Origin of the sequence: Aminobacter sp. MSH1 (assembly GCF_003071665.1) — a bacterium.
Classification (GTDB): domain Bacteria; phylum Pseudomonadota; class Alphaproteobacteria; order Rhizobiales; family Rhizobiaceae; genus Aminobacter; species Aminobacter niigataensis.
This window is the reverse complement of record NZ_CP026265.1, coordinates 1,650,942-1,676,086: the sequence shown is the minus strand read 5'-3', so window position 1 is coordinate 1,676,086 and position 25,145 is coordinate 1,650,942. Positions and strand designations below refer to the sequence as shown.

Sequence of the window (25,145 nt, the reverse complement as noted above, 5' to 3'; positions counted from 1 at the left end):
TCCCGGACGATCATCGGAAGGTGTGGCGTCTCTGCACACTCTTCATACCTCAGGTATTCAAGCGCGAGCGCCTCGCCGGTCTTGCAATCCTTGCCGTAATCTCCCGTCGGGCTAACGTTCCACCAGCACCGACGCCCCTGCCCGCCCTTGGCTCGGGGCCGATCAGTCGTGAATGAGGGATACTGCACTTTGGGCATGCCTTCGGCGACTGCCCGAACATGCGCGTTCGGCATTGATTTTCTCCATGTCGTCGTTAACGATAAGTACGCATATTTTTTGCAATTCATATTGACCAATGTCAACATGAATTTTGCAACTTTGAGGGCAACTATGATCACACCAGAACAGTGCCGAGCAGCCCGCGCGCTGGTTGACCTATCCAGAGAAGAGCTCGCCAATTTATCCGGAACGGCTCACCGCACGATCGTCGACTTCGAGCGCGCCGCGCGCCAGCCCAGGGCAGCCACCCTAGATGCACTCCGAAGGGCCCTCGAGCAGGCGGGCGTGATTTTCTTGGCCGACGGCGAGCAGATCGCCGGGGGTGCCGGCGTCAGAATGACGGTGGGCAACTTGCCGTGCACCTGATTTGGCACGGTTCTCCAACCGCTTGCAGTCATTTGGCTATCGGTCGACGATTGCTACGTGCCGCGTTTCATGACCGACGAACAACTTCGGGAACATTTTGGTCTCTCCGAGAAAGCACTCTACCGACTGCGAGGTCTCAACAATTTCCCGAAGAAGGACGGACTTATCGGCAAGACGGACAGCAGGGTGGTAGACCTCTTCTTCGACCAGAGGGTCGGGATCGCCTCGCCTCTCCGTGGCGGCTTGAGAACTGCTACCGAGGAGGAAAATTGGGATGACCTCTAATAGCTGGCGGCGGCAGCGTGCGTTGATGGCAACTGCGGTCACCGAAGAGGCACTTGAAAGATCTTTGGACTGCATCGCCGAGGTTATGGTCCAGGCCGGCGATCGTGGGCAGGCTGGCCTGCCTCTATACCAATGGCTCGAAAGGGAGCTACAGGAACGGCGCGCGTTCGCTGATGCGATGTCTCGGGTGCGCGCCCGGGCTAAACGATCGCTGGATCGAAAGGCAGAACGATCTTAGCGAGCTCATCGCGCTGCCACGCAAAGGCGCCGCCACTGCCGTATTTCGGCCGCTGAATATTGTGCCCCATGAGGCCGCGCCGCAGCTCTTCGTCCAGTCCACCTTCTTTCATCCGGTCTTCAAACGAATGCCGCAGACTGTAGAAGGTATGCTTGGTCGACGGCAGCAGCCCATTGTCGCGCAGGTACTTGTTGATCGCAGTAGTGAGGCTGTTCTCCTTATCGACATAGCGAGGGAACCCGTTTGGGTGTGCGCGGAACACCGCAAGAGCAACCCCAACTAGCGGGACCGACCTGACCGACGATTCAGTCTTGATCTCGCGAGGGTTGTCGTGATCCTCCCGCGGCTCGATGCGAATGTAGGGCACATCGACATCCAGGAAGATTTCGGTCTTCGTCAGGTTGCACAGCTCGCTCGGTCGGGCGCCAGTCTCAATCATGGCCAGCAGCACGCCACGGGCCTCCGTGTTCAACCCTTTCAAGCCGTCACCGGCCAGCATCTTGTCCTTGATCCACTGGGTCGGTATCGGCGGCCTCGATCGCTTCGTCTTCTCGGCGAAGCCCAGCCCGTCGAACGGGTTCTGCTTGATCTCGATACCTAGATGCTTGTGGTAGCTCTCATAGAGGCCGCGCAAGTTCCCCAAGTCGCGATTGCCAGAGGTGGGCTTGTGCGTCGGCCGCCCCTTCTTGGGTGCAATCCTGTCGAGCCAGAGGTTGTACACCTTGAGCGCGTCGGCGCGCGTGATGTCGGGCATCGCCTTGTCGCCGGCGATCTCGACGAAGTTGTTCACTGCCCGCTGCTTTACCTTCTTCCAGGACTGCTTCTGGCTGTCGCTCTTTCCACGCAGTTCGTCGTGAACGATCTCGTCGGTGTAGATCTTGAATGCGGCAGTTACTGACACGTCGGGCCGGTCGAAAAACCCGAATAGTGCTTGAGCAATTCGAGGCGTATGACGATGCGTGTTGAGCCACTGGACGCGTCGGAGCACCTCATACAGATCTTGCGTCGAGACCAGTTCATTCGCTGTCAGGTATTTAAAACCGCACGCGTCGGCTTGAGCGACGGCCGTTTCGAATAGGGTCTCAGTGGTCGCATCTGCGTCTTGAAGCAGCAAGCTTGCCCAGTACGCGTGGTTTTGATTGTCGAGGGCATCGCGCCTCACTCGAGCCACCTCGATATCGGAGGTTTTCAAAGAGACACGCGCAAAGGGGAAACGAGTGTCGAGCTCCGCCACGACCGCCGGCACCCGCCGCTTGTAGTGGTAAATTCCTCGGCGCGAGATCAGGTGTCGGTCTGAATCGAGCTGTTTCGTGCGCACCATCTTGCCCTCTTGGGAAGAAAGGCACGCGCATGTTGAGTTCGCAAGCGGTATGAGAACCGCCGCAACGGGCGCGGCCCCAGGCCGCGCCCGCGCACTTTACGCGGCCTTGTCAGATCCGAGGAAACCGCAGGGATCCCCGAGATCTTCACAATCCTCCAACGACAAGCCTGCACTGGGTACTGTCATGCTGGTGCGCCGATATTCCTTCTCCCGATCAAAAGCCGCTCGCCCCTCTTCGGTATCTGTGCGGAGCGCAAACCCAGCGCCGACAGCTACGTCAGCGACCAGGTCCGGCACTTGGTGTACCCATCGCCGGCCGCAAAGCCGACGTCGACCACTGATGCCCTCAACGTACGCGATATCGCGAGTGGCGTAGATCTCCGTTTGCGACCGCGACGGCTCGGTCTGGGCGGCGCGCGTTGGATCAGATCGCGCACCTGTGGCAAGTGGCGGCTCAATCTGTCCACTTAGAACTGCGGCCGCCCGAGCTCGTAGTCTGTCGGAGATCAGAGTCCGATGAGTGTTCGGCACCGCGGCAGGCGCCGCACCGTCCAACCGCATGGTCGGCACTTCTGCCGCCAAATCGAACATGCGTCGAATGGCCAAGTCGGTATCATAGGTCTTGCCGCGATCAAACAGGCTTGGAGCAATCTCGTAGATCATCTCGGCAACGACTGCACTCAGCAACTCGTCCCGGCTGAAGTGGTCTGCGTGCTTGCGCGCATTGTCAGGAGCCCGTGACCAAGTTCGAGATTCCACGAGCTGTAGCTCCTCCGGAACTATCGCGTAAAACGCCTCCACCGCCGTGCGGAGTGCCGCCATCGCCTTCTTGAGCTCAGGGCCGACCTGCTGGTCGATTGCGGTTGCCATTTCTTCGTCGGCCTTGGCGGCAGTCTCTTTCGTCGCGTTGTCTTGTTCGCGAATAAGTGCGGCGGCCAGATCTGCGAGCTGGATCTCGTACTCGCCGATTTCCTCCTTCGTGCTCTGGGCGTCGTCTTCGGCAACGCTAATCGCGTGACGGATCTCCGCCGGCACTTCTATCCCTGGGTTGTCGCGGATGAAAGCACGGCGCTTCTCGCGCCCTTTTTCGAGCAGATCGGCCACAAGGATCTCGCGCCTCTTCAGCTGCTCGAGGCCCACTTCGAATTTCCCGATCTGCTCTTTCAGCCTGCCGACCGGGGTCTTTTTGAACGGATTCTTCATTTGGTTTCTCACGATTGGGTGGAGCTGGGCCGGCCTTCCTGGCCGGCCTTGCTGCTCGGATCTGTTAAGCCACGCGGCGATTGGCGCTTTGCATCGCCCTCGCCCAACCCGTCGCCGACGCTTCTCCACCTATTGCGTCCGGGGATGCGTGCCTGTTGGTATGCTCGACTGCTTTGTGCCACCCCTCCGCGGCGTCGGGCCGCCCGCGCGTCTCAGGCATGCCGAGACCGACACCAGACCTGGCAGGCATGGGCATCGGTACCGCAGCGCGCGCTGTGGCTGCGGCGACTTGCGCATCAACATCGCTCGCCGCGATCGCTAGAATCTTCATGGCTTCCTCGGCTGAGAAATCCGTTTCAATGGCGAGCGTGCTTGCTAGAGTGGGCAGACGTTTAGCTACCTCGGTGCCGGTAATTGCCCGGATACGCTCGCGTTCTTCCTCTGCTGTAGACATTTGGTCTCCGTTTTCGGACTCGATGCCGAGTTTGGGGGTTGCCGTCAGGTCGCATAGTCTGACCTGGCTCCTGGGTGCTTGCCCTTGCAGCCGCTTCGAATGGCGCCACCCTTCTCGCGGAAGGGTGGCGCTTTCGTTTTAGGGGGGTCATGCGGCGCCCCCTCTCTCGTCACGCAAGATCGTCATGATGATCTGACGACGCATCTCGCCTTCAATGCCGGACTTATAGGCCTCGACCTCTCGAACTACTATCGTGGGTGATATCCCCATGCGCTGTAATCTCAGACGAAGGAGCCCGATCTCCGTGTGAAGTTTGGCCTTCTGGCTGCTCAATGGCAGGGCTAGGATCTCGCCTGCAGCATCCCGGATGGATCCACGCATTTTCGAGGCTGGGAAAACGCTTAAGTCAGCGCTCCTAGGCCGCTCCATCGAACCGAACAGATTGAGCTGACCGCTTCCCTTGCCGAACCTGTCAGAACGGAATGTCATCGATCCCCAAGCTCCCATCCACCAGTACTCGAAAGGTCTCGTAGCTACCGTCGTCTATTGATCGTGCGGTCATACGCTTGCCGTCCTCATCAATGGACAGGACACGGTACCCCTGGCCTTCGTGATCGACCCGTTGATTGACACGATACTTTTCGCAGGAGAGGGACGCGCTCGAGCGCGTCCCTTCTCCGTCTAACGTAGAGCGCGATGGCGTTGAGACATGGCGATCTGGAAGATCGCCATCTGAGATCTCTGTATTCTGACTCTGGACTCTGTATTCGTCCGTATTCTGCGACGTCTGTTTTTGTTCAGTTTTTTTCCAGCGCCCCGACACATTCTTCGCGGCAACCTGCGACTTTTCGCGACGGAACTCGGTTTCCGACTGTATGATCGGGCTCCAAAGCCCTCCATTCTTACGGACAATTTTGCCCTCAGCTAGCAAGGTCTTTAGGGCTGAGGTGAACGTGTCTTTCCTCGCGCCGCAAAGCCGCCCTAGCCGATCATGATCTTCTGGCACGGGTTCCCCACGCTCGTGCAGCATCGCGATCAAATTGATCAGGATACCCGCCTCGGCCGCTTTCAATGTCCGGGTAGACGCAAGCCAATCCGATGCAAAGAAGCGGAACCAAGGGGCCGGTGAATGCCCTTTTGCTTCGGGTGGTTTGCCAGCAGAGGGATTGTCGTTCTGAGATAAACCTTCAACGACATCGAGCCGGCTGCTGCGTCGCGCATTGGTTCTCATCTGTGGACGCTCAGCATACGATTGGCGACGTCGAATGCCTCGCTCACTTGCCGGTCGTTCAAACCAAAACGCGCCTGAACAGCACGAGAGAGTAATTCAGGTGTACTAGGTTCGAAGGCGAGCCAAACGCCGGCGAGCTTGGCTCGCACATCACCTGTGCGAGGATCGAATGCCGGATTGCACGAACCCTTCAAACGAAACGCCGTCACAAGCTCTTCCGCCCGCTCGAGTATCAGTTCAAGCGCCTCGATGCCTGCCCTGGCGATCTCAAGGTCGTTCGCGCAGGGCTCGGCCAGGCGTACCGCGTCGAAGAAATCTTGCGGCGTCGTCCAATGATAGGCCGGATCCAGCAGAAGCTTGACCATCCGATTGTGTGCGGCGGCGGTCGCCGCGACTGAGCCGGCAGGGGCAGTCATGCCGCCGTCTCCAAGAAGAACCTCAGGAGCTTACCGCGCTCTGCGACCCAACGCCCTCCTACTTTCTTCGCAGGCAACTGGCCTGTCTTAAGCATATGGAACGTCTGTCGGGGCGTCCTCCCGATGAGCTTCGCAATCTCGGCGACCTCCCAAACAAGGTCGATCGTTGCCTCCATATGCAGCATTTCAAAAACTCCTTGGTGACTGCAGATGCCCAATGTGTGTCATTGGTGCGGCATGCAAATGTGTGTCATACGTGTGGCATGGATGTCAATTGGTTTGTGTGTCACTGGTGTGTCATGGGTAGAGAAGACCTACATTTCCGACTTCGGATTCCCGAGGAGCTCAAGCAGCGCATTGCAGTTGCCGCCTCGGAGAACCACCGCAGCATGACGGCAGAAATCATTGCACGGTTGGAAGCATCGTTCGCGATGGAGGCCACGCCAGACCGTCCTCGCGCGAGCTATTGGGAAATGCCTGAAGGGGTCACGTTGGATGATGTCAGCCACGCTTACGAGGAGGCGAGCAGGCAGGCGATTTCCATGGCTTTGAAGCGGCTTCGGATCGTAGAGCGTCCACTTGCTCTTGACAACAAATCCTCAGATGAGGATGACGCTTGAGCATCCGCAGGCGCACCTGGACCAATGCCAAAGGCGCTGAGAAAACCGCGTGGGTCGTCGACTATGTCGACACCAAGGGCGCGCGTCGACTGAAGACCTTCGCCAAGAAGAAGGACGCCGACACGTTCGCGGCCACGGCTAAGGTAGAGGTGCGCGAGGGTACCCATGTCGCGGATAGCGCCAGTTCGACAGTCAAGGAAGCTGGCGATCTATGGATTAAGGCAGCCGGGCGCCGGGTCGAGCGCGGGACGCTCGTGCAGTACCGGCAGCACCTTGATCTGCACATCACACCTTTCCTCGGCGGCACACTGCTCTCGCGCCTCACCGTGCCAGTGATCCGCGAGTTCGAAGACAGGCTTGCCGACGAGGGGCGTTCGCCGTCGATGGTTCGCAAGGTGATGGTCAGCCTCGGCTCACTGCTTGCCGATGCACAGGAGCGCGGGCTGGTGATCCGCAACGCGGTCAGGGAAAAGTCCCGAACGAAACAGAAGGGCCGCGACAGGCGCCAGGAGAAGCGCCAGAAGGGCAAGCTGAAGGTTGGTGAGGACATCCCGACAAGAGACGAGATCAAGGTCATCGTGGCCAATCTATGGGGCCGCTGGCGGCCACTGCTGTTGACTGCGATCTTTACCGGGTTTCGTGCCTCGGAATTTCGCGGCCTGCGGTGGAAAGATGTTGACCTTGAGAAACGTGAGATCCACGTCCATCAGCGCGCTGACCGCTTCAATGACATCGGCAAGCCAAAGTCCGAGGCCGGCGAACGGACTGTCCCTGCACCACCTATTGTCATCAGTGCGCTGAAGGAATGGCGCCTGGCCTGCCCGCGGCCGCGTACCAGCGAGAATGACGGAGATGGCAACCCGCTGATCGAAGAGATGCGACCAGAGCAGCTTGTCTTCCCCAATGGCCAAGGCAAGGTCGAGAGCCTGTCGAACATCATGCAGCGCGGCTTCCTGCCGGCCCAGGTAAAGGCTGGCGTTAGCCGCCTAACTGGGGAGAAAGACAAGAACGGCAAACCCATTGTGGCCGCCAAGTACACTGGCTTCCACTCGCTTCGGCACTTCTACGCCTCGTGGTGCATCAACCGCAGGGAAGACGGCGGGCTTGGCCTCCCCCCGAAGTCAGTGCAGGAGCGACTGGGGCACTCGACCATCGCCTTGACGATGGACACCTATTCGCATTTGTTCCCTCGAACCGATGAGGCGTCCGAATTAGCGTCGGCAGAGGCCACGTTGCTCGGATAACCTACCCATGACCCCAAGTGACAAGATAGCCCTCGCCGCAGTTGCAATATCGCTCGTGGCTTTGCTCCTATCCATCCACTTCTGGCGACGATCCTTTCGACCGATCGTGACTGCAATGGTGCGATCAAATAAGTCGGGGAACTTGGCGACTGCATTTGATTTGGTCCTGCTCAACTCCGGCTCCATCCCGGCACGAAGCGTCACGCTTCACATCACCGATGATCGACAGCTGGAGAATGCACTAGACAAGGCACCTCTTGATCGCCGTTCACGTTTCCTTTCCTGCTTCCTCAAAGGAACCAAGGTTCCAATTCTACACAATGGCGCGGAGGTATCGTGCTCTTTTGGCTACGTCAGTCAAACCGATAGCTTTTGGAAAGGAGGAGCAGAGTTCCCGATCTTAGTTCGTTACGAGGGGTGGTTCGGGAAAATCTATGTAGAGAGACAGACCCTCCGAATTGTCAGCTCGACGAGCTTTACCGACTTCTCCTGGGGCACACCAAACGCGACATGAACGCAACATGTTAGCCCCTCTTCCTTGCTATGTAAGCATTGCAGGAAGCTTCCTAATCTGTAGTCACAGGTTCGATTCCTGTCGGGATCACCATGCTGTTCAAGCACTTATCGAACCGTCATAAGCCTTCTTTGCGAATTGGTACGGCAACCTTTGCGCAGGCGCGGCTGCTGTCGCACGCAAGAACAGATGTCCCAGGGCGCAATCCACCCGCATTTCCTCGCAGGCTGGCCAGTCATTTGTCTTCGCCGAGGAAAACAACGTCGCCACGGCCGAGCACATGGTTGAGGCGGTCCAGAACGTGGCCGGATCCAAGTTCGCCGACGACGTAGAGATGGTCGCCTTCGAAACGCACCGGCCAATGCATGTTGCCGGCGCAGTATCCGAGCTCGATTCCCGCCGCGGCATCGACCGCCTTGAAGATCAGCCACCTCTCAGGCTCCGCCCGGACGACGATGGCGCGCTTGTCCTCGAGCAACAGCACCGCGCCGTCGACAAGCCGCTGCGTGCGCGGCAGGGAGATCGCGCAGAGCGTGCCTCGGTCTGTTGTCACCGACAGGCGCCGTCGGGCAATTTCGGCGGTGTCGAGCATGATGAACTCGACACGGCCTTCGTGATCCAGCAGATGGAGCCGGGCGCTCAACTGCTGGTCCTCCGCCAATCCGACGATGGAATTCAGCTTCAACATTCGACATCCCCCTGGAGCAGTTGGCCGCACGTTCTGGATCCCGTGGCAAATTCGAAGCCGGGTCCCGGGTCAGATCCCCAGATGCGCGTCGACGATTTCCCTGTCGTAGAGCTGGTCTGGCGAAATCTCTGCAACGAACGCGCCCTTCTGGATGATCAGCACACGATCGGCCAACTGGCGGATGAAGCGGATGTCCTGTTCGACCAGGATGATGCCCAGGCCCAGCGTAACTTTCAGTTCGCCGAGCTTTTCAGCGATGAGATCGACGATCGACGGCTGTATGCCTTCAGTCGGCTCGTCGAGCAGCACCAGCTTCGGACGCCCGGCGAGGCAGCGAGCCAGTGCCAGTATCTGCTGCTGTCCGCCTGACAGCCCGCGGCCGGGCCGCTCGAGCAGATCCTTCAGCACCGGGAAATGGCCGAGCATCTCGGGTATGGCGCTTGCGCCATCGCGCATGATCTCCCCCATCTTCAGGTTCTCCATGACCGACAGCAGCGGGAAGATGTCGCGGCCCTGCGGCACGTAGCCGATGCCGGCGCGAGCCCGCTCGGACGAGCTGGCAGACGTGACGTCGCGGCCGTCGAACTCGATGCGCCCTTGCGTCGTCTTGATCTGGCCGACGAGCGTGCGCAACAGCGTGGTCTTGCCCATGCCGTTGTGGCCCAGGATGCCGACGACCTCGCCCGGCTTCATCGTGAAATTGATGCCGTGCAGGATCGGGATCCGACCGTAGCCGGAGTGCAGGTTCTTGACCTCAATCATCTTCGGATTTCCCCAGATAGACTTCGCGGACCAGTTCGTTGCCCTGAACCTTGTCCATCGTGTCCTCGATGAGAACGCGCCCCTGGTGGAACACGGTCACCGTTTGCGCGATCTGCTTGATGAACTGCATGTCGTGCTCGACGACGACGATGGCCGCCGACTTGTTGACCTCGCGGATGAGTTCAGCTGTCTTGTTGGTCTCGTCCGCCGTCATTCCGGCCGCCGGTTCGTCCAGCAAGATGAGCTTGGGCTCGAGCGCCACCACCATGGCGAGCTCGACCCATTGGCGCTGGCCGTGGGCAAGCTCGCCAACCAGCCTGCCTGTCAGTGCCGTCAGCCCCAGCCGCTCCATGACGTCCTTGCCCTTGGCCGCGGCGCGCGCCTTGCCATGGCGCGAACGGGCGGCAACGGAGATGTTTTCGGCAACCGTCAGGTTGTTGAAGACGTCGGGCACCTGGTTCTTGATGCCGATGCCCAACCGGCTGACCTGATGCGGCTGGGCTCGGGTGATGTCGACGCCATCGAACAATATCTGGCCGGTCGTCGGCTTGAGCTGTGCCGTCAGCATCTTGAAGAAGGTGCTTTTGCCGGCCCCATTGGGACCGATCAGGCAGCGCAGCTCACGCTGCTTCAGGCTGAAGTCGACGCTGGCGATGGCAACGACGCCGCCAAAGCGCTTTTCGAGGCCTCGGGTCTCGAGGATGCAATCGGGCGAAGTCATGGCACTCTCCTCTGCTCGACCAGCGGAGCGACGTAGGGGCGGAATTTCAACCGCCGAAGAGCGTCACTGACTGTCGGCACGACACCCTTCGGCACCAGCAGGACAAAGCCGATCAGGATCGTACCGAGCACCAGATTGGCATTGAGCAGTTGCTGGGCGCCGAGCTTCGTGGCGATCCACTGGATGGCGAAGCAGCCGACGATGGGGCCAAGCAGCGTCCCGGTGCCACCGACGATCACCCAGATGATGACCTGCGCCGACTGCGCCAGCCCGAAGACATCGGGGCTGATGAACATGCCCCAATTGGCGAACAGGCAACCGGCCAGGCCAGCAATGGCTCCGCCAATTGCGAAGGTCGCCAGCTTGTAGAAACGTGCGTCATAGCCGAGCAGTTCGGCGCGACGTTCGTTTTCGCGGATGGCAACGACGACCTGTCCGAAGCGGCTCTTCAGCATCAGCCGCAAGCCGACATAGACCGCCAGCAATGTCACGCCGGACAAGTAGAACAGGCCGTCAAAGGAGAGCGCGACGTCGGGCCTGCCCGGAAGGTTCAAAGGCGGAACAGCCGGGATGCCGTTGTAGCCACCCAAGGGGGCGGCGCCGATGACATACTGGGAACCGGAAGTCGCGCCCATGACCTTGTAGAGGATCAATGTCACCGTCAGCGTGATGACACCGAAATAGACATCGGTGATACGCGCGTAGAACAGGAAGTAGCCGAGCAATGCCGCAAACAGCCCGGGAACGACGATCGAGAGCAGCAGCGGAATGGTGCTGTCGCCGAAATTGATGACGGCGATGGCGTAGGCATAAGCGCCGATGCCAAAGAACGCCGACTGGCCGAAGCACAGGATACCGCCATAGCCCCAGATCAGCCCGAGGCTGAGCGCTAGGATCGCCATGATCACATAGGACGTCAGCTCGATCATCATGACCGGGTCGACGATCTGCGGCAGTGCCAGCAACAGCACCAGCCCCAACACCGTGGCGGCAACCAGTCCGCCGTTTCCTTGCCAATTCGCGGTCATGCCGCCCTCCTGAAGAAACGTCCGGTGATGCCTTGCGGCATGAACCGCAGCAGCACGACGGCAGCGGCAAGAAGGGCCACCTCGCCGATAACCGGGGTCGAAAGATATGTGATGATCTGGTCGATCGCCCCGAACAGCACCGAGGCCGAAACCGTGCCCGCAAGGATAGCCGGGCCACCACCGATGACGGTGATGAATGCCTTGGCGACATAGGCCGCGCCGATCGTCGGTACGATGCCCGTGATCGGCGCCATGACGCCGCCGGCAAGGCCGGCCAGGCCGGCGCCGACACCGAATGTGACGGCATAGACGCGCGATGGATTGACGCCCAGGGCTGCGGCCATGTCGGCATTCTGCATCGTGCTGCGGGCGATCAGCCCATAGCGCGTGAAGCGGAAGACAGCCCAGATCGCGGCGAACACGGCGATTGCGATGACGATGATGATCAGCGAGTAGGCGGCGATGCGGTAGTCGCCGATCTGCAGCGACCCTGCCGGTGCCGAAATACCCTCGGTGGTATTGCCGAAAACGGTCGTCGCCAGGCCGACCAGGAAAAGGCTCAGCCCCCAGGTCGCAAGCATGGTGTCGCGCGGCCGGCCATAGAGGAAGCGGATGATCGTCCGCTCGATGACCACACCGAACAACCCCACCACAAGGGGACTGACCAGAAGCGTTGCGACCCAGATGTTGACGCCCGCCTTGGTCGCGACGATCGCAGCATAGCCGCCGAGCATGAGGAATTCGCCATGCGCGAGGTTGATCACCCGCATCATGCCGAAAATGATGGCAAGTCCGACGCTGATCAGCGCCAGGCTTGCAACGGCTTTGAGAGCCTCAAAGGAAAGTACTACGAGCAGGTCCATAACCGGCACAGCCTCCTGGATCGCTGCGTGGTCGTTCGCTCCAGTGCGACCGAACGACCCGCAACCTTTCGGATCATTCAGACCTTGATGACGTACATCGAGTTGTCGTCGGGGTTCTTCTTGAGATCGCAGACGCCTGATGTGTCGAGCGGCTGCTGCTGCGGAAAGCTCTCCAGGATGTTGATCTTGCGGTCCTGGATCTGGCCGATGTTGATGTCCATGACGCAGTGATGCGTCTGCGGATCGATCGAGAACTTGCCGCTGGGCAGGTCGAGGCTGATGCCAGACTCGAGTGCCTCGATCACCGGCATGCGTTCGGCGGTGCCCGCCCGCTTGACCCCTTCCGCCCACAGGTAGACGGACTGGTAGGTGGCCATCGCCAGTTCGGTCACATACGGGTAGTCGGCACCGAAGCGTTTATGGAAGCGCTCCAGGAAGGCCTTGTTGGCGGGCGTGTCGAGCGACTCGAAATAATTGAAGCACAGCAGGATGCCGTTGGTTTCCTCGGGCGAGAGCACCATCTGCTCGCCGCCGATGGTCATCGTCGTCGACGCCATCGGGATCTGCTTGTTCATGCCGGCAGCGGCCCACTGGCGATAGAACGATTGATGCGCGCCGCCGACCAGGACGAGATAGAGGAAGTCCGGCTTGGCTTCCTGGATCTTCTGGATCGTCGATCCGAAGTTGGTGACGTCGAGGGGGAAGAAGTCCTCGCCGACGATCTGGCCACCGTTTTCAGTGCAATATTTTCGGGTCCACGCTGCGGTGATCTGGCCGTAATTGTAGTCGGCAGCCAGCGTGTAGATCTTCTTGCCCCATTTGTTCATCGCATAGGGCACGTGCTTGGATTGTTTCTGCGCTGGTGTGATGCCGGTGCAGAAGATGTTGCGGTCGCAGACGCCGCCTTCGTATTGGGTGTTGTAGAAGTAAAGCGTGTTGAGCCGCCGGAGTACCGGCCGCATCACCTCGCGGGAGGCGGACGTAATGCCTCCAAACACCGCAGACACCTTGTCCTTCAAGGCTGCCTGCTGGGCATACTGCGGATAGAGCCGCATGTCGGTCTGGGTGTCGTAGGTGACCAGGCTGATTTGCTTGCCCAGGAGCCCGCCTGCCTGGTTGATCTCTTCGACGGCGAAGGTGATGGCATCCTGCATCGGCTTTCCGGCCGCATCGAGACCTCCGGAAAGATCGAGCAAGCTGGCGATCTTGATCGTATCCTCTTGCGCGAAAGCGCGGCCCCCGGCGCCGATCAGGCCGAGGCTTGCTGCGGCGGTAGCCGTCGTCTTCAGGAATGACCGGCGATTGACGCTTGAATTTATTATCATTTGCGTTCCCCTTTGCTTTGAGGCCTATCGGCGCGGATAGGCCCGGTCCAAGTTCATGTTCGGAAAAGAAAGGCGTTGCGGCTCAGCTCGCCAGTAGTTCCCGCCAAGCCTCGTCGAGGAACTTGACATCCGCCTTCCTGAGGCCGGATCCGCCGGCGAAGTGTCCATGGCTCGAGCGGAAGGGGCGAAGTTCCGCATTCGGCATGTGTTCGACCTCGAACGCGCTGTCTTCCGGCGGAAAGTAGAGGTCGCAGTCGCCCGGCATGACGATCGCCTTGGCCTTGATGGCGCCGAGCGCCTTGCGGAAGTCGCCGTTGTAGAGCTCGTTGTCGCTGATGTCGCCGGACTGCCAGGTGCGGATCATCGCGACCATGTTGTTGGCGTCGCGCAGGTTGAACCACTGCTCCCAATAGCCGACGATGAAATCCTCGACGGAAGCGTAGCCGAGCTCGAGATATTCCTCCTTGCGGAAGAATTCCTGCGAGAAGCCCCAGCCCGCGTAGACGCGACCCATGGCGCGCAGGCCTTTGAAGGGCTGCTCGTCATACCAGCCGTCCTTGAAGGCATCGTCGGCCGTCAGCGCAGCTTTCACGCCCTCAAGCATCACATGGTTATGCTTTGCCGTCTTCGCCGAGCCGGCAGTCGGGCAGATCGTCTCGACCATATCGGGATAGAGCGCAGCCCAATGGAACGTCTGCGCGGCGGCCATCGACCAGCCAGTGACCATCTTGATCTTGGTAATGCCGAACTTCTCGGTCAGCAGGCGATGCTGCGCCTTGATGTTGTCGTAGTAGGTGACATGCGGGAAGCGCGCCTTGTTGTAGGGCGCCGGCGTGTTACTCGGCGAGGACGACAGACCGTTGCCGAAGACGTTGGGGATGACGATGAAATACTTGCTCGGGTCGAGCGCGCCACCTTCCCGGATGACCCACTGGTTGTCGTAGTGAGTGGAGGCCATGTAGGTCAGCAGGACGATGACATTGCTCTTGTCGGCGTTCAGCCTGCCAAACGTCTTGTATGCCAGCTTGGCGTCAGGAAGGGTCATCCCTTTCTGGAGTTTAAGGTCTCCAAGCTCGAAGACTTCATAGTCAACTTCCTTGTCTAGCTTCCACTGCGCCATAGCTACCTCCTGCATTTGGCAATAGTCCAGGGTTCGGCCGCCCTTCTCAGGCCGGCCGTGGTGATAGTTCTGCTCAGGCAATAAGTATTCGTCCCGACCCATCAGGGTCAGTTGCTGTCTACCTCAGAATTCTTGGCGTGTTTTCTCCAGTGCGATCCGCAGTTGGTAGAAAAACGCAAAAACCCCGCGCACTCAGAAACCTGAGTTTGCGCGAGGTCAATCTTGATCCTCTATGGAGCGCAGCGCTTTTGCTGCGAAAGTCGGCTCGCTTGGAGCCATCGAAGACCCAAAGGCCTCACGAACATTTAGATGTTATTCCATCAATCCGTAGGCGTCAACCAGGGCCGCAGAAATTGCCGCAACCGACATCTGCTTGGTCATGGCTTGCCGTCGCAGATAGTCGTACGCCTCGTTGGCGCGCAGCTTCTTCTGCGTCATCAAGATGAGCTTGGCCTGCTCGATCTGGCGTGAGGCATGCAGCGTCTCCTCGAGCTTCGCCACCTTGTTCAGCAGCCGCCGCTCGTAGCTGAATATGTTGCGCGCCAGAGCAAGGTTGGACAGTATGGCCGCCGGCTGGCACGGCTTGACCAGCACCGCCTGGGCGTTGGAAAGCCTGAGCACATCGACCGGTACACCCTTGTCCCCGTCCACGACCGCCACGACGGGCACCGGCGGCGCTCCGGAAAGCCACGGCGCCGTGGCAAGCACTTCGGCATCGATTGCCACCAGTGCGAAGTCGAAACCGATCGGCGGCAGCGTTGGCGCTGGCCAGGTCATCTCCACGCGGCATCCGACCCGCCTCACCTCACGCAGGACGGCATCGCCCTGGCCGTCGCGCGGATGCACAAGAAGCACCGTCGACTGGCGCAATTCCGCCTGCACGCCTCCCGATCCGCGTGTAGCCCTTGGTTGCGCACCGCTTGCACGCTGCGAACCGTCGGCACCTGCGCCAGGGGAACTCCGAGTGGGCGGGCCGCTCATGACCGATCCTCGTTTGCGCAGCTCTCAGGCAAGTCGGTCACCTTCATGTCACCAGAAATGGGTCGGGCCGCAGCGCGACCATCGATTCCCGCAGGATATCGAACCGGCCGCGGTCGTCCGCCTTGCCGATCCGCGTCCAGAGTTCGGCGTGGCTGTTCTTGTAGTCGATGCCGATCCGCCCCTGAGGGGCTGCTATCTCCCGGCCGAGCACCGCCGGGCGCAAGGTGTCGGTATCCATGCTGTTGGTCTCGGCAACGGCCTGGGCGAAGAGGTGAACCTGGAAGTATGCCGCCTCTGCGCACATGTTGGTCGACTCGTCCTCACCGAAGCGCTGCTTGAAGAGACGAACGAAACGGTCGTTCTCGTCATTCTCCACGCTCTCGAAATAGGTCGCAGCGGTGATGTGCCCGGCCCCGACGTCTGTTCCCATGAGCCGCAACTCCGCCTCGCAGGTGTTCAAGCTGCCGATGGGCATGTTGTCGGGGGTGAAACCGGCGTCGGCGTAGGCCTGGTAGAAGTGAGAGATCGCCTGGCCGACGACCGTCGAAAAGATGACGTCGGGTTTGTTGTTGCGAAGGTCGCGGATGATCGGCCGAATATCGTTCGGGCTGGCACCGAAACTCAAATATTCCTCGCCGACGATGGTGCCGCCTTGGCCGCACACCAGATCGCGCACGATCCGGTTGGTTCGCCGGGGATAACAATAGTCGGTGCCCAGCAGGTAGAATCGGTTGCCGTGGGTCGTGAGCAGGTAGTTGATCAGTTCGATCGTGTTCTGGTTGGGCGACGACCCGGTGTAGATGATGTTGGGCGAGAACTCGAAGCCCTCGTAGCGCGTCGGGTACCACAGCAATGCGTTGACCCGCTCCACCAGTGGCAGCACTGCCTTGCGGCTTGTCGAAGTGTAGCAACCGAAGATGGTCGTGACGCGATCCTCGATCAAAAGCTTCCGCGCATAATGGGAATAGAGTTCGGTGCTGGATGTCGGATCGTAGATGATCGGCACGATCTCGCGACCATTGATGCCGCCCGCCGCGTTGATTTCGGCGATGCCCAGCATCGTGCCCTTGAGCTGGGTCTCCTCGATCGCGCCGGTGTCTCCGGATTGCGAGAAGAGGACGCCGACGCGCCAAGGCTCACCCGTCGAGCCCATGCTCAACCGCCGCCTCTGGCAAGATGACATGCCAACATCTTATCCTCCGCCGTCCATGTGCCTCGTCGGCCGGGTTCCAGCCATGGCCGACGCAGCTTATGCGCTGCTGCCCGCCACCCCCCAGCCATGGCCGACGCAGCTTATGCGCTGCTGCCCGCCACCCCTACGAGGAATTAGTTTTTCCTAACATATAAGTCGATTGGTACCAATCGAAAATGGGGGTCGTCCCTTCGAGGTCAGTTCGACCAGTTGGAAGGCGCATGCGCCAAGGGGCCGGACCTGCATGCCTCCGCGAGGCTGCTTCGCTATTCTGTCGAGGCGGCGCGGCGGTCTGCCGCCGCCGCCATCAGGCTGTTTGGAGCGGTGACGGCCACGCATCGCACACGTAGCTCACAAAACTGGTGAGAGCCGCGCTCGGCGCCGCATCCATCAACGAAAGAAAATAGTACCGCGCCGCGACTATTGGCCGGGCCGATGTTGCCGGAACGAGACTGCCGTTCAAAATTTGCTGGTTGACCAGAGGAGTTCGACCGATTGCCACGCCTGCCCCCTGGGCCGCAGCCTGAAGAGCCAGCTTCGACAAGTTGAAGTATACGTCCTTGTGCCGTCGATCCGCAAACTCACTCGTCACCGCGTCGATTGCATCCCATTCCGCCGTGCGACTGGCTTTCGGCCACGCATGCGCATCGTGCAGGCGCGTGAAGGAACATGCCTTGTCGCGAGCCAGCTTGGCTTGCAATTCCGATGTGCATACCGGGAAGATCAACGAGTCCAGGACCGCAAGTATCATGAGCCCCTGTGGCGGCGAGCTGTCGTAGCGAATCGCAAGGTCGATGCTTTCGCGACGTAGCTTGGCGATCTCCGGCAGGTCATCCTCCGCCACCAACTCGATCTCGATCGCCGGCTCCGTTGTCTGGAATTGCAGGATGAGACCGCCCAGCCAATCCAGCGCCAGCGAGCCGGAGCAGCTGATCCGTAGACGGCGCGGCTGAAACGGGCCTCCAAGCTTGAGCAACGCTTCAGCAATCTGATCCATGGCGGGCCTGACTGCTTCGGCCAGCGATGCCCCCATGGAAGTAAGCGCGAGCCCCCTCGAACCCCGGAAAAAAAGCGGCTCGCCCAACCGCTTTTCCAAACGCGCAATTCTTTGGCTGACCGCGCCTTGGGTGACACGCATTCGCTCGGCAGCGCCGGTAAAGCTCCCGCACGCCGTCACTTCGGAAAACACAAAGAGATCTGCGGCCATCGTTGGGTCGAGCGTGCGCATCATCGTTCCTAATGCCGGCATTAGCAATACTGGCTTGTAACTTCTCAGTATCGAATTAACAATTCCCGTTAATCACGATTATATAGTTTGCAAGATGATGGGAATATGGAAAATAAACCAGAGAAAATTCCGCAAGAAGTGCTGAATCGAAAACCATATATATGGATGAATCCAGGATTAGATTCATCAGATGTTGTTATTCCGAGCCTTGACATAAACATAACGGACATTCGAGCAGCTCAAGCGCGATGGATACGGTTCCAGCCACTAATTGCCAGACTGTTCCCCCAGACAGTGGCGACAAATGGGCGTATTGACTCTGACTTGATCGAAATATCAGACATACCCTCATTGTTTCCAAATGCGGCTGTAGAGAGTCGCATTTTTGTTAAGACTGATCATGACTTGCCAATAACTGGCACTATTAAGGCAAGAGGCGGCATCTATGAGGTGTTAACTATTGCGGAAAAATTGGCCCTCAGCACTGGGCTTATTTCTTCGCCCGAGGACACTCTGGCCCTGGATAGCCCGAAGGCTGCCGAAACATTCAGCAGATTCAAGATAATCGTCGGATCAACTGGAAACCTTGGGTTCAGTGTCGGCGCAATCGCACGGTCGCTTGGCTTCAAGGCCGAAGTGCACATGTCGAAGGACGCCAAGAGTTGGAAAAAAGACCGGCTGCGGCGCATCGGCGTTTCAATAGTCGAACATCCGGGTAGCTACACGTCAGCGGTGGCTGCGGCACGAGCGTCCGCGGAGTTAGATCAATCATCCTTCTTTATCGATGACGAGAATTCCCGTGCCCTGTTTCTCGGTTATTCAACAGCGGCGTTCGATCTGGTCAGGCAACTCAAGTCGGCCGACATCGCGATCAACGCGGATACACCAGCCAATGTCTATCTTCCCTGTGGTGTGGGCGGCGCGCCGGGTGGCATCACATTTGGGTTGAAAGCGTTACTTGGCGACGCCGTTCGCTGTTACTTTATCGAGCCGGTCAACGCGCCTTGCATGTTGGTTCAACTAGCCTCTTGCTCCGATATCGCCATAGCGCTGGAAGACTTAGGCCTGAATGGCGAGACCATTGCAGACGGTTTGGCGGTAACATCAGCTTCCATGCTGGTGGCGCGGCTCATGGATCGATTGGTCGACGGCTGCCTGACATGCACGGATGCAGACATGGTGGCTTGGGTACAGCGCCTGTGGGAACAGGAAGGCTTGAGGCTTGAGCCCTCGGCGGCAGCCCCGTTTTGCGGCCTATCGCAATTGCTCGCCGCAGGGGCAGGATCAAATGGTGTCCATGTCCTGTGGACGACAGGCGGCTCTCATCTTCCCGACGAAGAATTCTTGCCGCTGATCAATCGGGAACCGCGGAGCGTCACCGGTGACGAAGCCGTGCTGGCGACGACCTAGATCACAAACCGCTGCGAGCAGCCTTTGCCAAAAGCAGATCCATTCATCATATGGGAGGTACAACTATGCATGCATTCTTTTTGGCCGCGTTATCGCAAAGCCGGCGGCAGTTCCTTGCGAGCGTCGGCGTCGGCGCAGTCGCCGGGATGATTGGTCTCGGCGGTTCGACGGCCTTGGCCGCGGATCGTGAACACACGATCATCGTCGGGCGAAGCGGTCAGATCAACACGCTGGATCCCCTGCGGGCCGATTACAACCAGACCAACGCTGTCATCAGCGCAGTCTACGACACGCTGGTGACTTATGATGAGACCACGCTCATCGGCAGCCTGGCGACCGAATACGCCTATTCGGAAGACGCCAGGTCGATCACCTTTACGCTTCGCTCCGGCGTGAAATTCCATGACGGGACGGCGCTGACGGCCAAGGACGTTGCCTACACGCTTGACCGCCTGAAGCGTCTCGGCGCCGGCGTCGGCTCGCTCGTGAGCGACTACAAGTCGACCACCGTCACCGATGACACCCACTTCACCATCAACTTGTCCAATCCAAACCTGCTTTTCCTGCCGTCGCTGAGCAAGATCTACATCCTCAACTCCGCATTGGTCGCCGCCAATGCTGGTGACAACGATGGCCAAGGGTGGCTCCAGGTTCATGACGCAGGCAGCGGCCCCTATGTGGTTGGCGATCAGTCGCAGGCCGTGGTCATCGACCTGTTCAAGAACTATTGGGCTCACGTGGAGGGGCGTCCGCAGTCGATCGTGTTCCGACGCATCGATGAAAGCTCGACCCTTCGCGATGAACTCCGGGCAGGTAACATCGACGTTGCCTTTAACTTTGCGGCCCGCGACGCCGCCACGATCGCCGCGGACCAGGCGCTCAAGGTTGTCCCGATCAACACCAGCTACCAGGCCGAAGTGGTATTCAACACCCGTGTCGGCCCCACCGCTGATCCCAAGGTCCGCAAGGCGCTACGTATGGTCTACGACTATTCCGGGGGCCTACGCGGCATCCGCGATGGCTTTGGTGCGCTGGCCAATGGACCTTTGCCGGCCCGTCTCGACTGCCGTCCCGAATTGCCGGAGGTGAAGCGCGACCTTGACGCCGCCAGGGCGTTGCTTGCCGAGGCGGGTGCGAGCAACCTGAGGCTCAAGATGAACTTCCAACCCGTGTTCGACATGATGAAACAGGAAGCGACACTGTTCCAGTCCAACCTGCGTGAGATCGGCGTAGAACTCGAGCTCGAGCCGATCGCTTTTCCGAATTATCTCGCCAGCCTGAAGGACCCGAACTCGATTCCGCAGATGATGTTGATCGAGGACTCCGCCCAGGTGCCGGATGCCGGCGTCATGTTGGTGAAGAGCTACAAGTCGGATGCCATCGGCACCAACCGTACCGGCTATGCAAATCCGGAAGTCGACAAACTGCTGGACCAGGCTGTTGCGACCGCAGACGACGCCAAGCGCTGCGACCTTTACAAGCAAGTCCAGACCATCCTCCACGATGACGCGGTGATGGTCGACATGTATGGGGTCTACTTGCCGGCCGCCTACCGAGTTGATGCACTCGCTGAGCTGAAGCCCAGCATGCTCACGATGGGTATCGAGCCGGCGGACTTCCGTCTCGCCAAACCGTAAGCGAGGCCGGACAGGTTCGCGGTCTGTCCAAGCAGCCTCGAAACGAGGCTGCTTGGACATCGCGAAAAATGCGCGCCGGCAACCACCTGTCACGCCAACGGAAACGATGGCTTGAAGATCTCGTCAACTGAAGGATGGCGCCAGGTCCGGGCCGGATACTTGGCGATCAGTCCATCGAACTGGGCTTGCGCCCGATGGCGATAGGCGTCGAGGTCGATGCCCGGCAGTTGGCGATCCTTCATGACCACCCGGCCGTTGACGATCGACATCTTGAAGTCGCGGCCGGTGCCGCTCAGCATCATCGTCTGGATCGGGTCGACGACCTGGCCGAGTTCGAAGGCCGAAAGGTCGAACAGCGTCATGTCGGCCTTGGCGCCGACGGCGAGGCGCCCAAGATCCGGGCGGCCGAGCGCGTCGGCGGCGACGATCGTGGCGGCATTGTAGAAATCGGCCGAACTGCAGGCCGACACGTCGCCCTCCGCGACGCGACACAGGCTGATGCCGAGCCGCATGTTCTCGACCATGTCGGGCGGGAAGGTGTCGGTGCCGAGGCCGATGGGGATGCCCGCCTTCTTGAGCCGGGCAAAGGATTCCATCATCCCGCCGTAGCGTGACAGCACCAGCGGACAGTGGATCAGCGCGGCGCCGGAAGCGGCAAGAATGTCGACGTCATTGCCGGTGCGCTTGATGGCACTGTGACCGGTGACGTAGACGCCATGCGGCAGCAAGGAGCGCTTCGACAGGAAACCCAGCGACGAGAGCCATTCGACCGGGGTCTTGTCGTAGCGCCCGACGATGCTGTCGAACTCATCGAGGCCCTGGCAGCAATGCAGCCGGATCGGGCAGTCGAGCTCCTCGGCCACCGCGGCTGAGCGCCGAATGAGTTCGGGGGTGCAGTTTTCGATCCGGTCCGGCGCCAGCATGCCCCGGACCAGGCCATCATGGGCGCCGTCGAACTTGCGGACATAGTCGCGGGCAGACGCCAGGCCCCTGAGCCCGCGCTCCTCGTCCCAGTGGACGCCGAAGCTGCCATCGTCGCGGATCAGGGAGACCCCGGTCATGTAGCATGGCCCCAGATAGGCCCTGATGCCGACTTCGGCGGCGCTGTCGGCCGAGCGGGCGAACTCGTCGTAGGTCTCGGCCCATTCGCGATAGAACATCGAGGTGATCGGAAGTGCTGTGGTGATGCCGTTGCGGATCAATTGGACGAAGGCGTACTTCATCTTGAAGGTCTGCTCGTCGGTGGAATACATCTCCACCGGACCCGATGCGACATAGTCCTCCGGCCAGACCCTGCCCTTGGCCCAGTCAGGCTGGTTGTCGAAGGCGAGCACCGTCGTGTCGAGATCGGCCAATGCGTTGAGGTCGATGAAGCCGGGCCCGAGGATGGCGTTGCCGCCGTCGATCTCCTGATCCACCGGCCCTTCATAGCCGCGTCCGGCGAAGATGATGGTGTCGCCACGATAGACGACTTCCGCGTCCTTCATCGTCCTATGGCCTTGACCGTCAAAACCGATGACGTAGCGCGCTTTCACTCGTGTCGTGGTCATGCTGGAAACTATCCGGTTGTCGCAATTGATTGTGGTGGCGAACGGCGCTGGCTACGGCACCATCGGGCCGGCCCATCTGTTCAGGCCGACCGGCGTGTCGAGCGCCTTAAGATACATCTGCCGATAGTACGGCTCGAGCTCGTCGGCGGCCGACTTGCAGCGTGCCATGTATTCGGAGAATTCCCCGGCAAGCGAACGTGCCTCGGCCTTGATCGCGTCTTCGTCGACGGTCAGCAGCTTGCGGTTCTCCATGACGATCTCGCCGCCAACCATGGCGGTGACGACCGAGGAGCCGTTCTCGCAATAGACGAGCTGCCGCCTCAGGTCGTTTAGCGGCGTGAACGCCAGCGAATTGAGATCGAGCAGGATGATGTCGGCCTGGAAGCCGGGCGCGAGACGCCCCGAGGGTTGCGGCAGCCGCATGGCCTTCGCGCCGCCCGACGTCAGTGCGGTCAGGATCTCGACCGGCCGAGGCCAGTCGTCATATCGGGGGTCGCCGATATTGTGCACGAGGCCTGCAACCTTGGCCACGGTCCAAAGATTGATGCCGTCATCGGTAGAGGCCTCGTCATTGCCGATGCAGACATTGATGCCCGCCTGCTGCAACCGTCGGAACGGCATGACGCCGCTGCCGATCTTGAGGTTCGACACAGGATTGTGCGCGACCGAGCATCCGGACCCGGCAAGCAGCGCGATATCGTCATCGTCGACCCAGATAGAATGGATGACCATCGCCTGTTCATTGAGCACGCCCATGTCGTGAACGTAGCGGATCAGCGACTTGCCATAATTCTCCTGGCCAAGCACCCGCTGCAGGCGGGTTTCGAGAATGTGCATGTTGTAGGGAATGTCGCGTTCACGTGCGATCCGGCCAAGCGCCTGCAGATAGGCCGGCGTCACGCGCTGCGGCGCCGAGCATGACACCGCGCAGCGCAACCGACCGGCCTCGGTGCCATGCCAGGTGGCCATGAAGCGGTCGTAGCAGCCAAGCAGTTCGGCATCTGTCATCAGCCGCACCTCGCTCATGCGCTTGAGCAGATGCGGGGGGAGGAAATCCTTCAGGAAAGGATATTTCTGGTGCTCGGGCACATTGGGCTGGTCGAGCGTGACCGTGGCGCGAATGCCCGCGTCGGCATAAGCGCGCATGACAGCGTCGACCTCGTCATCGGTGACCACCGGCACGAAGAAACAGTCGTCGTGGACGGAGGTGACGCCCTGCTTCAGCATTTCGATGCAGCCGAGCATGGTCCGTACATAGGCGAAGCGCGGCGAGGCCACCTGATCCATCAGCGGCGGCACCTCGTAGAGCATGAACAGCTCGAGCGGCGAGTTGCCTAGCGCCCCCTTCATGAAATTTCCGGGCGAATGGAAGTGGCCGTTGACGAGACCGGGCATCGCAAGCAGCCCCTTGCCGTCGATGATACGGGCGCCCTCACCCGCCTCTTTCGCAGCACCCGGTCCCAGGGCTTCTATCTTGTCGCCCGATATGACGATGTCGGCCTCGGCATATTCGGTATCGCGCTCGTCGAGTGTCAGGATGCGCGCGTTTCGGATGACCGTCTTTATCGGCATCACGCCTTGCCTTCATCGTCGGCCGAGGGCGCAGCGCGATGCTTGACGAGCTGCAGCCTGGTCTTGGGGTCGAGCGAATCCCGCAGCGAGTCCCCGAGCAGGTTGAACGCCATGACCAGCACGGTGATCGCAAGGCCAGGGAGTGCTGCGATATGCGGCGCGACGAAGACGTAGCTCCTGCCCTCGCTGGTCATGATGCCCCATTCCGCGATCGGCGGCTGGACCCCGAGGCCCAGGAAACTCAACCCGGCCGCGGTGATGACGACCGCACCGACGATGGTGCAGCTGTAGACCACGGAAGCGGCGACCACGTTGGGCAACATCTCGACGAACAGGATCTTGAGGTCCGATGTCGCCATCGCCTTGGCCGCCTCGATATAGGCGAGCTCGCGCTCCTGGCTCGCGGCGGCATAGACCACGCGCGTGTTGTAGGGGATCAGGGTGACGACCAGCGCGATCATCATGTTGCCAAGGCCGGGCCCCATCAGGGCTGCAAGCATGATCGCCAGCAGCGCCATCGGGAACGCGAAAAAGACGTCCATCACCCGCATCACCACTTCGCCGAGGCGCGGATACCATGCACCGATCAGCCCAAGCGGGATCGAGATGGCCGCGCCCAGGATCACCGGAACAACGCCCGACAGCAGGGTCAGGCGGGCGCCATAGATCAGGCGGGAGAGAATGTCCCTGCCTTGGTGATCGAGCCCGAGCAGGTGACCCGGCGTCCCCAGCCCCTGCAGGCGCAGGGCGGGATCGGCCTCGTTGGGCGGGAACGGAGCGAGATAAGGCGCAAAGATCGCGCAAAGCACCAGCAGCAGGATGATGACCGCCGCAATGCGGGCCACCGGATCGCCGAGCACGCCGCGCCAGACGAAATAGAGGTTGGAGCGGCGCGCCGGGCTGAAGCGCTGGCTGGGGACAGGACTGGTCGTTGCCATGGAGGTCACGCTCATGGTT

General features: G+C 60.3%; 26 protein-coding genes. 7 read left to right on the top strand and 19 right to left on the bottom strand.

Annotation, left to right across the window (positions count from 1 at the left end; genetic code table 11):
* The first annotated feature begins 195 nt into the window (after positions 1-195).
* Both CO731_RS08345 and CO731_RS08340 read left to right on the top strand, forming a co-directional pair.
* Complete coding sequence (locus CO731_RS08345; protein WP_343207454.1) at positions 196-585, top strand: helix-turn-helix transcriptional regulator; 390 nt, start codon at positions 196-198, stop codon at positions 583-585.
* A gap of 69 nt (positions 586-654) precedes the next feature.
* The gene (locus CO731_RS08340) at positions 655-870 is read left to right on the top strand and encodes a hypothetical protein (protein WP_108606782.1); all 216 of its coding nucleotides are present in this window, start codon (positions 655-657) and stop codon (positions 868-870) included.
* A gap of 200 nt (positions 871-1,070) precedes the next feature.
* On the opposite strand, the gene CO731_RS08335 is transcribed toward CO731_RS08340, so the two are convergent.
* The 6 genes from CO731_RS08335 to CO731_RS29260 all read right to left on the bottom strand — a co-directional run bounded on the left by CO731_RS08335 (position 1,071) and on the right by CO731_RS29260 (position 5,909).
* Positions 1,071-2,429 (bottom strand): DUF6538 domain-containing protein, encoded by a 1,359-nt coding sequence (locus CO731_RS08335; RefSeq protein WP_108606781.1) that lies wholly within the window; start codon positions 2,427-2,429, stop codon positions 1,071-1,073.
* Positions 2,430-2,525: 96 nt separating this feature from the next.
* A complete protein-coding gene (locus CO731_RS08330; RefSeq protein ID WP_108606780.1) occupies positions 2,526-3,632 on the bottom strand; it encodes a hypothetical protein in 1,107 nt (368 codons plus the stop codon).
* A gap of 64 nt (positions 3,633-3,696) precedes the next feature.
* The gene (locus CO731_RS08325) at positions 3,697-4,086 is read right to left on the bottom strand and encodes a hypothetical protein (protein WP_108606779.1); all 390 of its coding nucleotides are present in this window, start codon (positions 4,084-4,086) and stop codon (positions 3,697-3,699) included.
* 472 nt (positions 4,087-4,558) lie between these two features.
* Positions 4,559-5,317, bottom strand: a complete 759-nt coding sequence (locus CO731_RS08315; protein WP_108606777.1) for a DUF1376 domain-containing protein — start codon at positions 5,315-5,317, stop codon at positions 4,559-4,561.
* Positions 5,314-5,733 (bottom strand): hypothetical protein, encoded by a 420-nt coding sequence (locus tag CO731_RS08310; protein ID WP_108679427.1) that lies wholly within the window; start codon positions 5,731-5,733, stop codon positions 5,314-5,316. Before CO731_RS08310 ends, CO731_RS08315 begins: the two co-directional genes overlap by 4 nt.
* Positions 5,730-5,909: a hypothetical protein gene (locus CO731_RS29260; protein WP_108609703.1), complete on the bottom strand. Its 180-nt coding sequence runs from the start codon at positions 5,907-5,909 to the stop codon at positions 5,730-5,732. The genes CO731_RS08310 and CO731_RS29260 overlap by 4 nt, the downstream gene beginning before the upstream one ends.
* On the opposite strand from CO731_RS29260, the gene CO731_RS29590 reads away from it, so the two are divergent.
* The 3 genes from CO731_RS29590 to CO731_RS28680 are packed head-to-tail and all read left to right on the top strand — an operon-like array spanning position 5,829 to position 8,111.
* Positions 5,829-6,353, top strand: coding sequence for an Arc family DNA-binding protein (locus tag CO731_RS29590; protein ID WP_343207444.1), 525 nt, complete (start codon positions 5,829-5,831; stop codon positions 6,351-6,353). The two genes, CO731_RS29260 and CO731_RS29590, sit on opposite strands and share 81 nt — an antisense overlap.
* Positions 6,350-7,597 (top strand): site-specific integrase, encoded by a 1,248-nt coding sequence (locus CO731_RS08295; RefSeq protein ID WP_108606774.1) that lies wholly within the window; start codon positions 6,350-6,352, stop codon positions 7,595-7,597. Before CO731_RS29590 ends, CO731_RS08295 begins: the two co-directional genes overlap by 4 nt.
* 7 nt (positions 7,598-7,604) lie before the next feature.
* Positions 7,605-8,111 (top strand): hypothetical protein, encoded by a 507-nt coding sequence (locus CO731_RS28680; RefSeq protein ID WP_159091600.1) that lies wholly within the window; start codon positions 7,605-7,607, stop codon positions 8,109-8,111.
* A 235-nt stretch (positions 8,112-8,346) separates the two neighbouring features.
* Here CO731_RS28680 and CO731_RS08290 read toward each other — a convergent pair whose 3' ends face one another.
* The 10 genes from CO731_RS08290 to CO731_RS08245 form a co-directional block, all read right to left on the bottom strand.
* Positions 8,347-8,799 carry an urease accessory protein UreE gene (locus CO731_RS08290; protein WP_108606773.1) on the bottom strand — a complete coding sequence of 151 codons (453 nt, stop codon included), beginning with the start codon at positions 8,797-8,799 and terminating at the stop codon, positions 8,347-8,349.
* Between the two features lie 69 nt (positions 8,800-8,868).
* Positions 8,869-9,561, bottom strand: coding sequence for an ATP-binding cassette domain-containing protein (locus CO731_RS08285; protein WP_108606772.1), 693 nt, complete (start codon positions 9,559-9,561; stop codon positions 8,869-8,871).
* Positions 9,554-10,282 carry an ABC transporter ATP-binding protein gene (locus tag CO731_RS08280; RefSeq protein ID WP_108606771.1) on the bottom strand — a complete coding sequence of 243 codons (729 nt, stop codon included), beginning with the start codon at positions 10,280-10,282 and terminating at the stop codon, positions 9,554-9,556. The genes CO731_RS08285 and CO731_RS08280 overlap by 8 nt, the downstream gene beginning before the upstream one ends.
* A complete protein-coding gene (locus CO731_RS08275) occupies positions 10,279-11,310 on the bottom strand; it encodes a branched-chain amino acid ABC transporter permease (RefSeq protein ID WP_108606770.1) in 1,032 nt (343 codons plus the stop codon). The genes CO731_RS08280 and CO731_RS08275 overlap by 4 nt, the downstream gene beginning before the upstream one ends.
* Positions 11,307-12,173, bottom strand: coding sequence for a branched-chain amino acid ABC transporter permease (locus CO731_RS08270; protein ID WP_108606769.1), 867 nt, complete (start codon positions 12,171-12,173; stop codon positions 11,307-11,309). The genes CO731_RS08275 and CO731_RS08270 overlap by 4 nt, the downstream gene beginning before the upstream one ends.
* A 77-nt stretch (positions 12,174-12,250) precedes the next feature.
* Positions 12,251-13,498 (bottom strand): transporter substrate-binding protein, encoded by a 1,248-nt coding sequence (locus tag CO731_RS08265; RefSeq protein WP_108606768.1) that lies wholly within the window; start codon positions 13,496-13,498, stop codon positions 12,251-12,253.
* Positions 13,499-13,580: 82 nt separating this feature from the next.
* Positions 13,581-14,618 (bottom strand): alpha/beta fold hydrolase, encoded by a 1,038-nt coding sequence (locus tag CO731_RS08260; protein ID WP_108606767.1) that lies wholly within the window; start codon positions 14,616-14,618, stop codon positions 13,581-13,583.
* A 312-nt stretch (positions 14,619-14,930) separates the two neighbouring features.
* Positions 14,931-15,500, bottom strand: coding sequence for an ANTAR domain-containing protein (locus CO731_RS08255; protein ID WP_159091599.1), 570 nt, complete (start codon positions 15,498-15,500; stop codon positions 14,931-14,933).
* Positions 15,501-15,642: 142 nt separating this feature from the next.
* Positions 15,643-16,752, bottom strand: coding sequence for a transporter substrate-binding domain-containing protein (locus tag CO731_RS08250; protein WP_245439682.1), 1,110 nt, complete (start codon positions 16,750-16,752; stop codon positions 15,643-15,645).
* A 346-nt stretch (positions 16,753-17,098) separates the two neighbouring features.
* Positions 17,099-18,019, bottom strand: a complete 921-nt coding sequence (locus tag CO731_RS08245) for a LysR family transcriptional regulator (RefSeq protein WP_159091598.1) — start codon at positions 18,017-18,019, stop codon at positions 17,099-17,101.
* A gap of 105 nt (positions 18,020-18,124) precedes the next feature.
* Between CO731_RS08245 and CO731_RS08240 the strand changes: the two genes are divergently transcribed.
* Together CO731_RS08240 and CO731_RS08235 are read left to right on the top strand one after the other, a co-directional pair.
* Entirely contained in the window at positions 18,125-19,429 is a 1,305-nt protein-coding gene (locus CO731_RS08240) for a D-serine ammonia-lyase (protein WP_108609702.1), read from the top strand.
* A 65-nt stretch (positions 19,430-19,494) separates the two neighbouring features.
* A complete protein-coding gene (locus CO731_RS08235) occupies positions 19,495-21,066 on the top strand; it encodes an ABC transporter substrate-binding protein (RefSeq protein WP_159091597.1) in 1,572 nt (523 codons plus the stop codon).
* A gap of 89 nt (positions 21,067-21,155) precedes the next feature.
* On the opposite strand, the gene CO731_RS08230 is transcribed toward CO731_RS08235, so the two are convergent.
* The 3 genes from CO731_RS08230 to CO731_RS08220 are packed head-to-tail and all read right to left on the bottom strand — an operon-like array spanning position 21,156 to position 25,141.
* Positions 21,156-22,616: an amidohydrolase family protein gene (locus CO731_RS08230; protein ID WP_108606762.1), complete on the bottom strand. Its 1,461-nt coding sequence runs from the start codon at positions 22,614-22,616 to the stop codon at positions 21,156-21,158.
* Between the two features lie 51 nt (positions 22,617-22,667).
* Positions 22,668-24,188: an amidohydrolase family protein gene (locus CO731_RS08225; protein WP_245439680.1), complete on the bottom strand. Its 1,521-nt coding sequence runs from the start codon at positions 24,186-24,188 to the stop codon at positions 22,668-22,670.
* On the bottom strand, positions 24,188-25,141 hold the full coding sequence (locus tag CO731_RS08220; RefSeq protein WP_245439678.1) for an ABC transporter permease: 954 nt from the start codon (positions 25,139-25,141) through the stop codon (positions 24,188-24,190). Before CO731_RS08220 ends, CO731_RS08225 begins: the two co-directional genes overlap by 1 nt.
* Positions 25,142-25,145 lie beyond the last annotated feature (4 nt).

Coding starts and splice junctions, on each gene's coding strand:
- CO731_RS29260 (WP_108609703.1), bottom strand. CDS start 5,909: ATGGAGGCAACGATCGACCTTGTTTGGGAGGTCGCCGAGATTGCGAAG.
- CO731_RS08325 (WP_108606779.1), bottom strand. CDS start 4,086: ATGTCTACAGCAGAGGAAGAACGCGAGCGTATCCGGGCAATTACCGGC.
- CO731_RS08220 (WP_245439678.1), bottom strand. CDS start 25,141: ATGAGCGTGACCTCCATGGCAACGACCAGTCCTGTCCCCAGCCAGCGC.
- CO731_RS08260 (WP_108606767.1), bottom strand. CDS start 14,618: ATGGCGCAGTGGAAGCTAGACAAGGAAGTTGACTATGAAGTCTTCGAG.
- CO731_RS08280 (WP_108606771.1), bottom strand. CDS start 10,282: ATGACTTCGCCCGATTGCATCCTCGAGACCCGAGGCCTCGAAAAGCGC.
- CO731_RS08225 (WP_245439680.1), bottom strand. CDS start 24,188: ATGCCGATAAAGACGGTCATCCGAAACGCGCGCATCCTGACACTCGAC.
- CO731_RS08245 (WP_159091598.1), bottom strand. CDS start 18,019: ATGCGCACGCTCGACCCAACGATGGCCGCAGATCTCTTTGTGTTTTCC.
- CO731_RS08265 (WP_108606768.1), bottom strand. CDS start 13,498: ATGATAATAAATTCAAGCGTCAATCGCCGGTCATTCCTGAAGACGACG.
- CO731_RS08250 (WP_245439682.1), bottom strand. CDS start 16,752: ATGGGCTCGACGGGTGAGCCTTGGCGCGTCGGCGTCCTCTTCTCGCAA.
- CO731_RS08235 (WP_159091597.1), top strand. CDS start 19,495: ATGCATGCATTCTTTTTGGCCGCGTTATCGCAAAGCCGGCGGCAGTTC.
- CO731_RS29590 (WP_343207444.1), top strand. CDS start 5,829: ATGGAACGTCTGTCGGGGCGTCCTCCCGATGAGCTTCGCAATCTCGGC.
- CO731_RS08290 (WP_108606773.1), bottom strand. CDS start 8,799: ATGTTGAAGCTGAATTCCATCGTCGGATTGGCGGAGGACCAGCAGTTG.
- CO731_RS08345 (WP_343207454.1), top strand. CDS start 196: ATGCCTTCGGCGACTGCCCGAACATGCGCGTTCGGCATTGATTTTCTC.
- CO731_RS08310 (WP_108679427.1), bottom strand. CDS start 5,733: ATGACTGCCCCTGCCGGCTCAGTCGCGGCGACCGCCGCCGCACACAAT.
- CO731_RS08340 (WP_108606782.1), top strand. CDS start 655: ATGACCGACGAACAACTTCGGGAACATTTTGGTCTCTCCGAGAAAGCA.
- CO731_RS08315 (WP_108606777.1), bottom strand. CDS start 5,317: ATGAGAACCAATGCGCGACGCAGCAGCCGGCTCGATGTCGTTGAAGGT.
- CO731_RS08335 (WP_108606781.1), bottom strand. CDS start 2,429: ATGGTGCGCACGAAACAGCTCGATTCAGACCGACACCTGATCTCGCGC.
- CO731_RS08270 (WP_108606769.1), bottom strand. CDS start 12,173: ATGGACCTGCTCGTAGTACTTTCCTTTGAGGCTCTCAAAGCCGTTGCA.
- CO731_RS08240 (WP_108609702.1), top strand. CDS start 18,125: ATGGAAAATAAACCAGAGAAAATTCCGCAAGAAGTGCTGAATCGAAAA.
- CO731_RS08330 (WP_108606780.1), bottom strand. CDS start 3,632: ATGAAGAATCCGTTCAAAAAGACCCCGGTCGGCAGGCTGAAAGAGCAG.
- CO731_RS08285 (WP_108606772.1), bottom strand. CDS start 9,561: ATGATTGAGGTCAAGAACCTGCACTCCGGCTACGGTCGGATCCCGATC.
- CO731_RS28680 (WP_159091600.1), top strand. CDS start 7,605: ATGACCCCAAGTGACAAGATAGCCCTCGCCGCAGTTGCAATATCGCTC.
- CO731_RS08275 (WP_108606770.1), bottom strand. CDS start 11,310: ATGACCGCGAATTGGCAAGGAAACGGCGGACTGGTTGCCGCCACGGTG.
- CO731_RS08230 (WP_108606762.1), bottom strand. CDS start 22,616: ATGACCACGACACGAGTGAAAGCGCGCTACGTCATCGGTTTTGACGGT.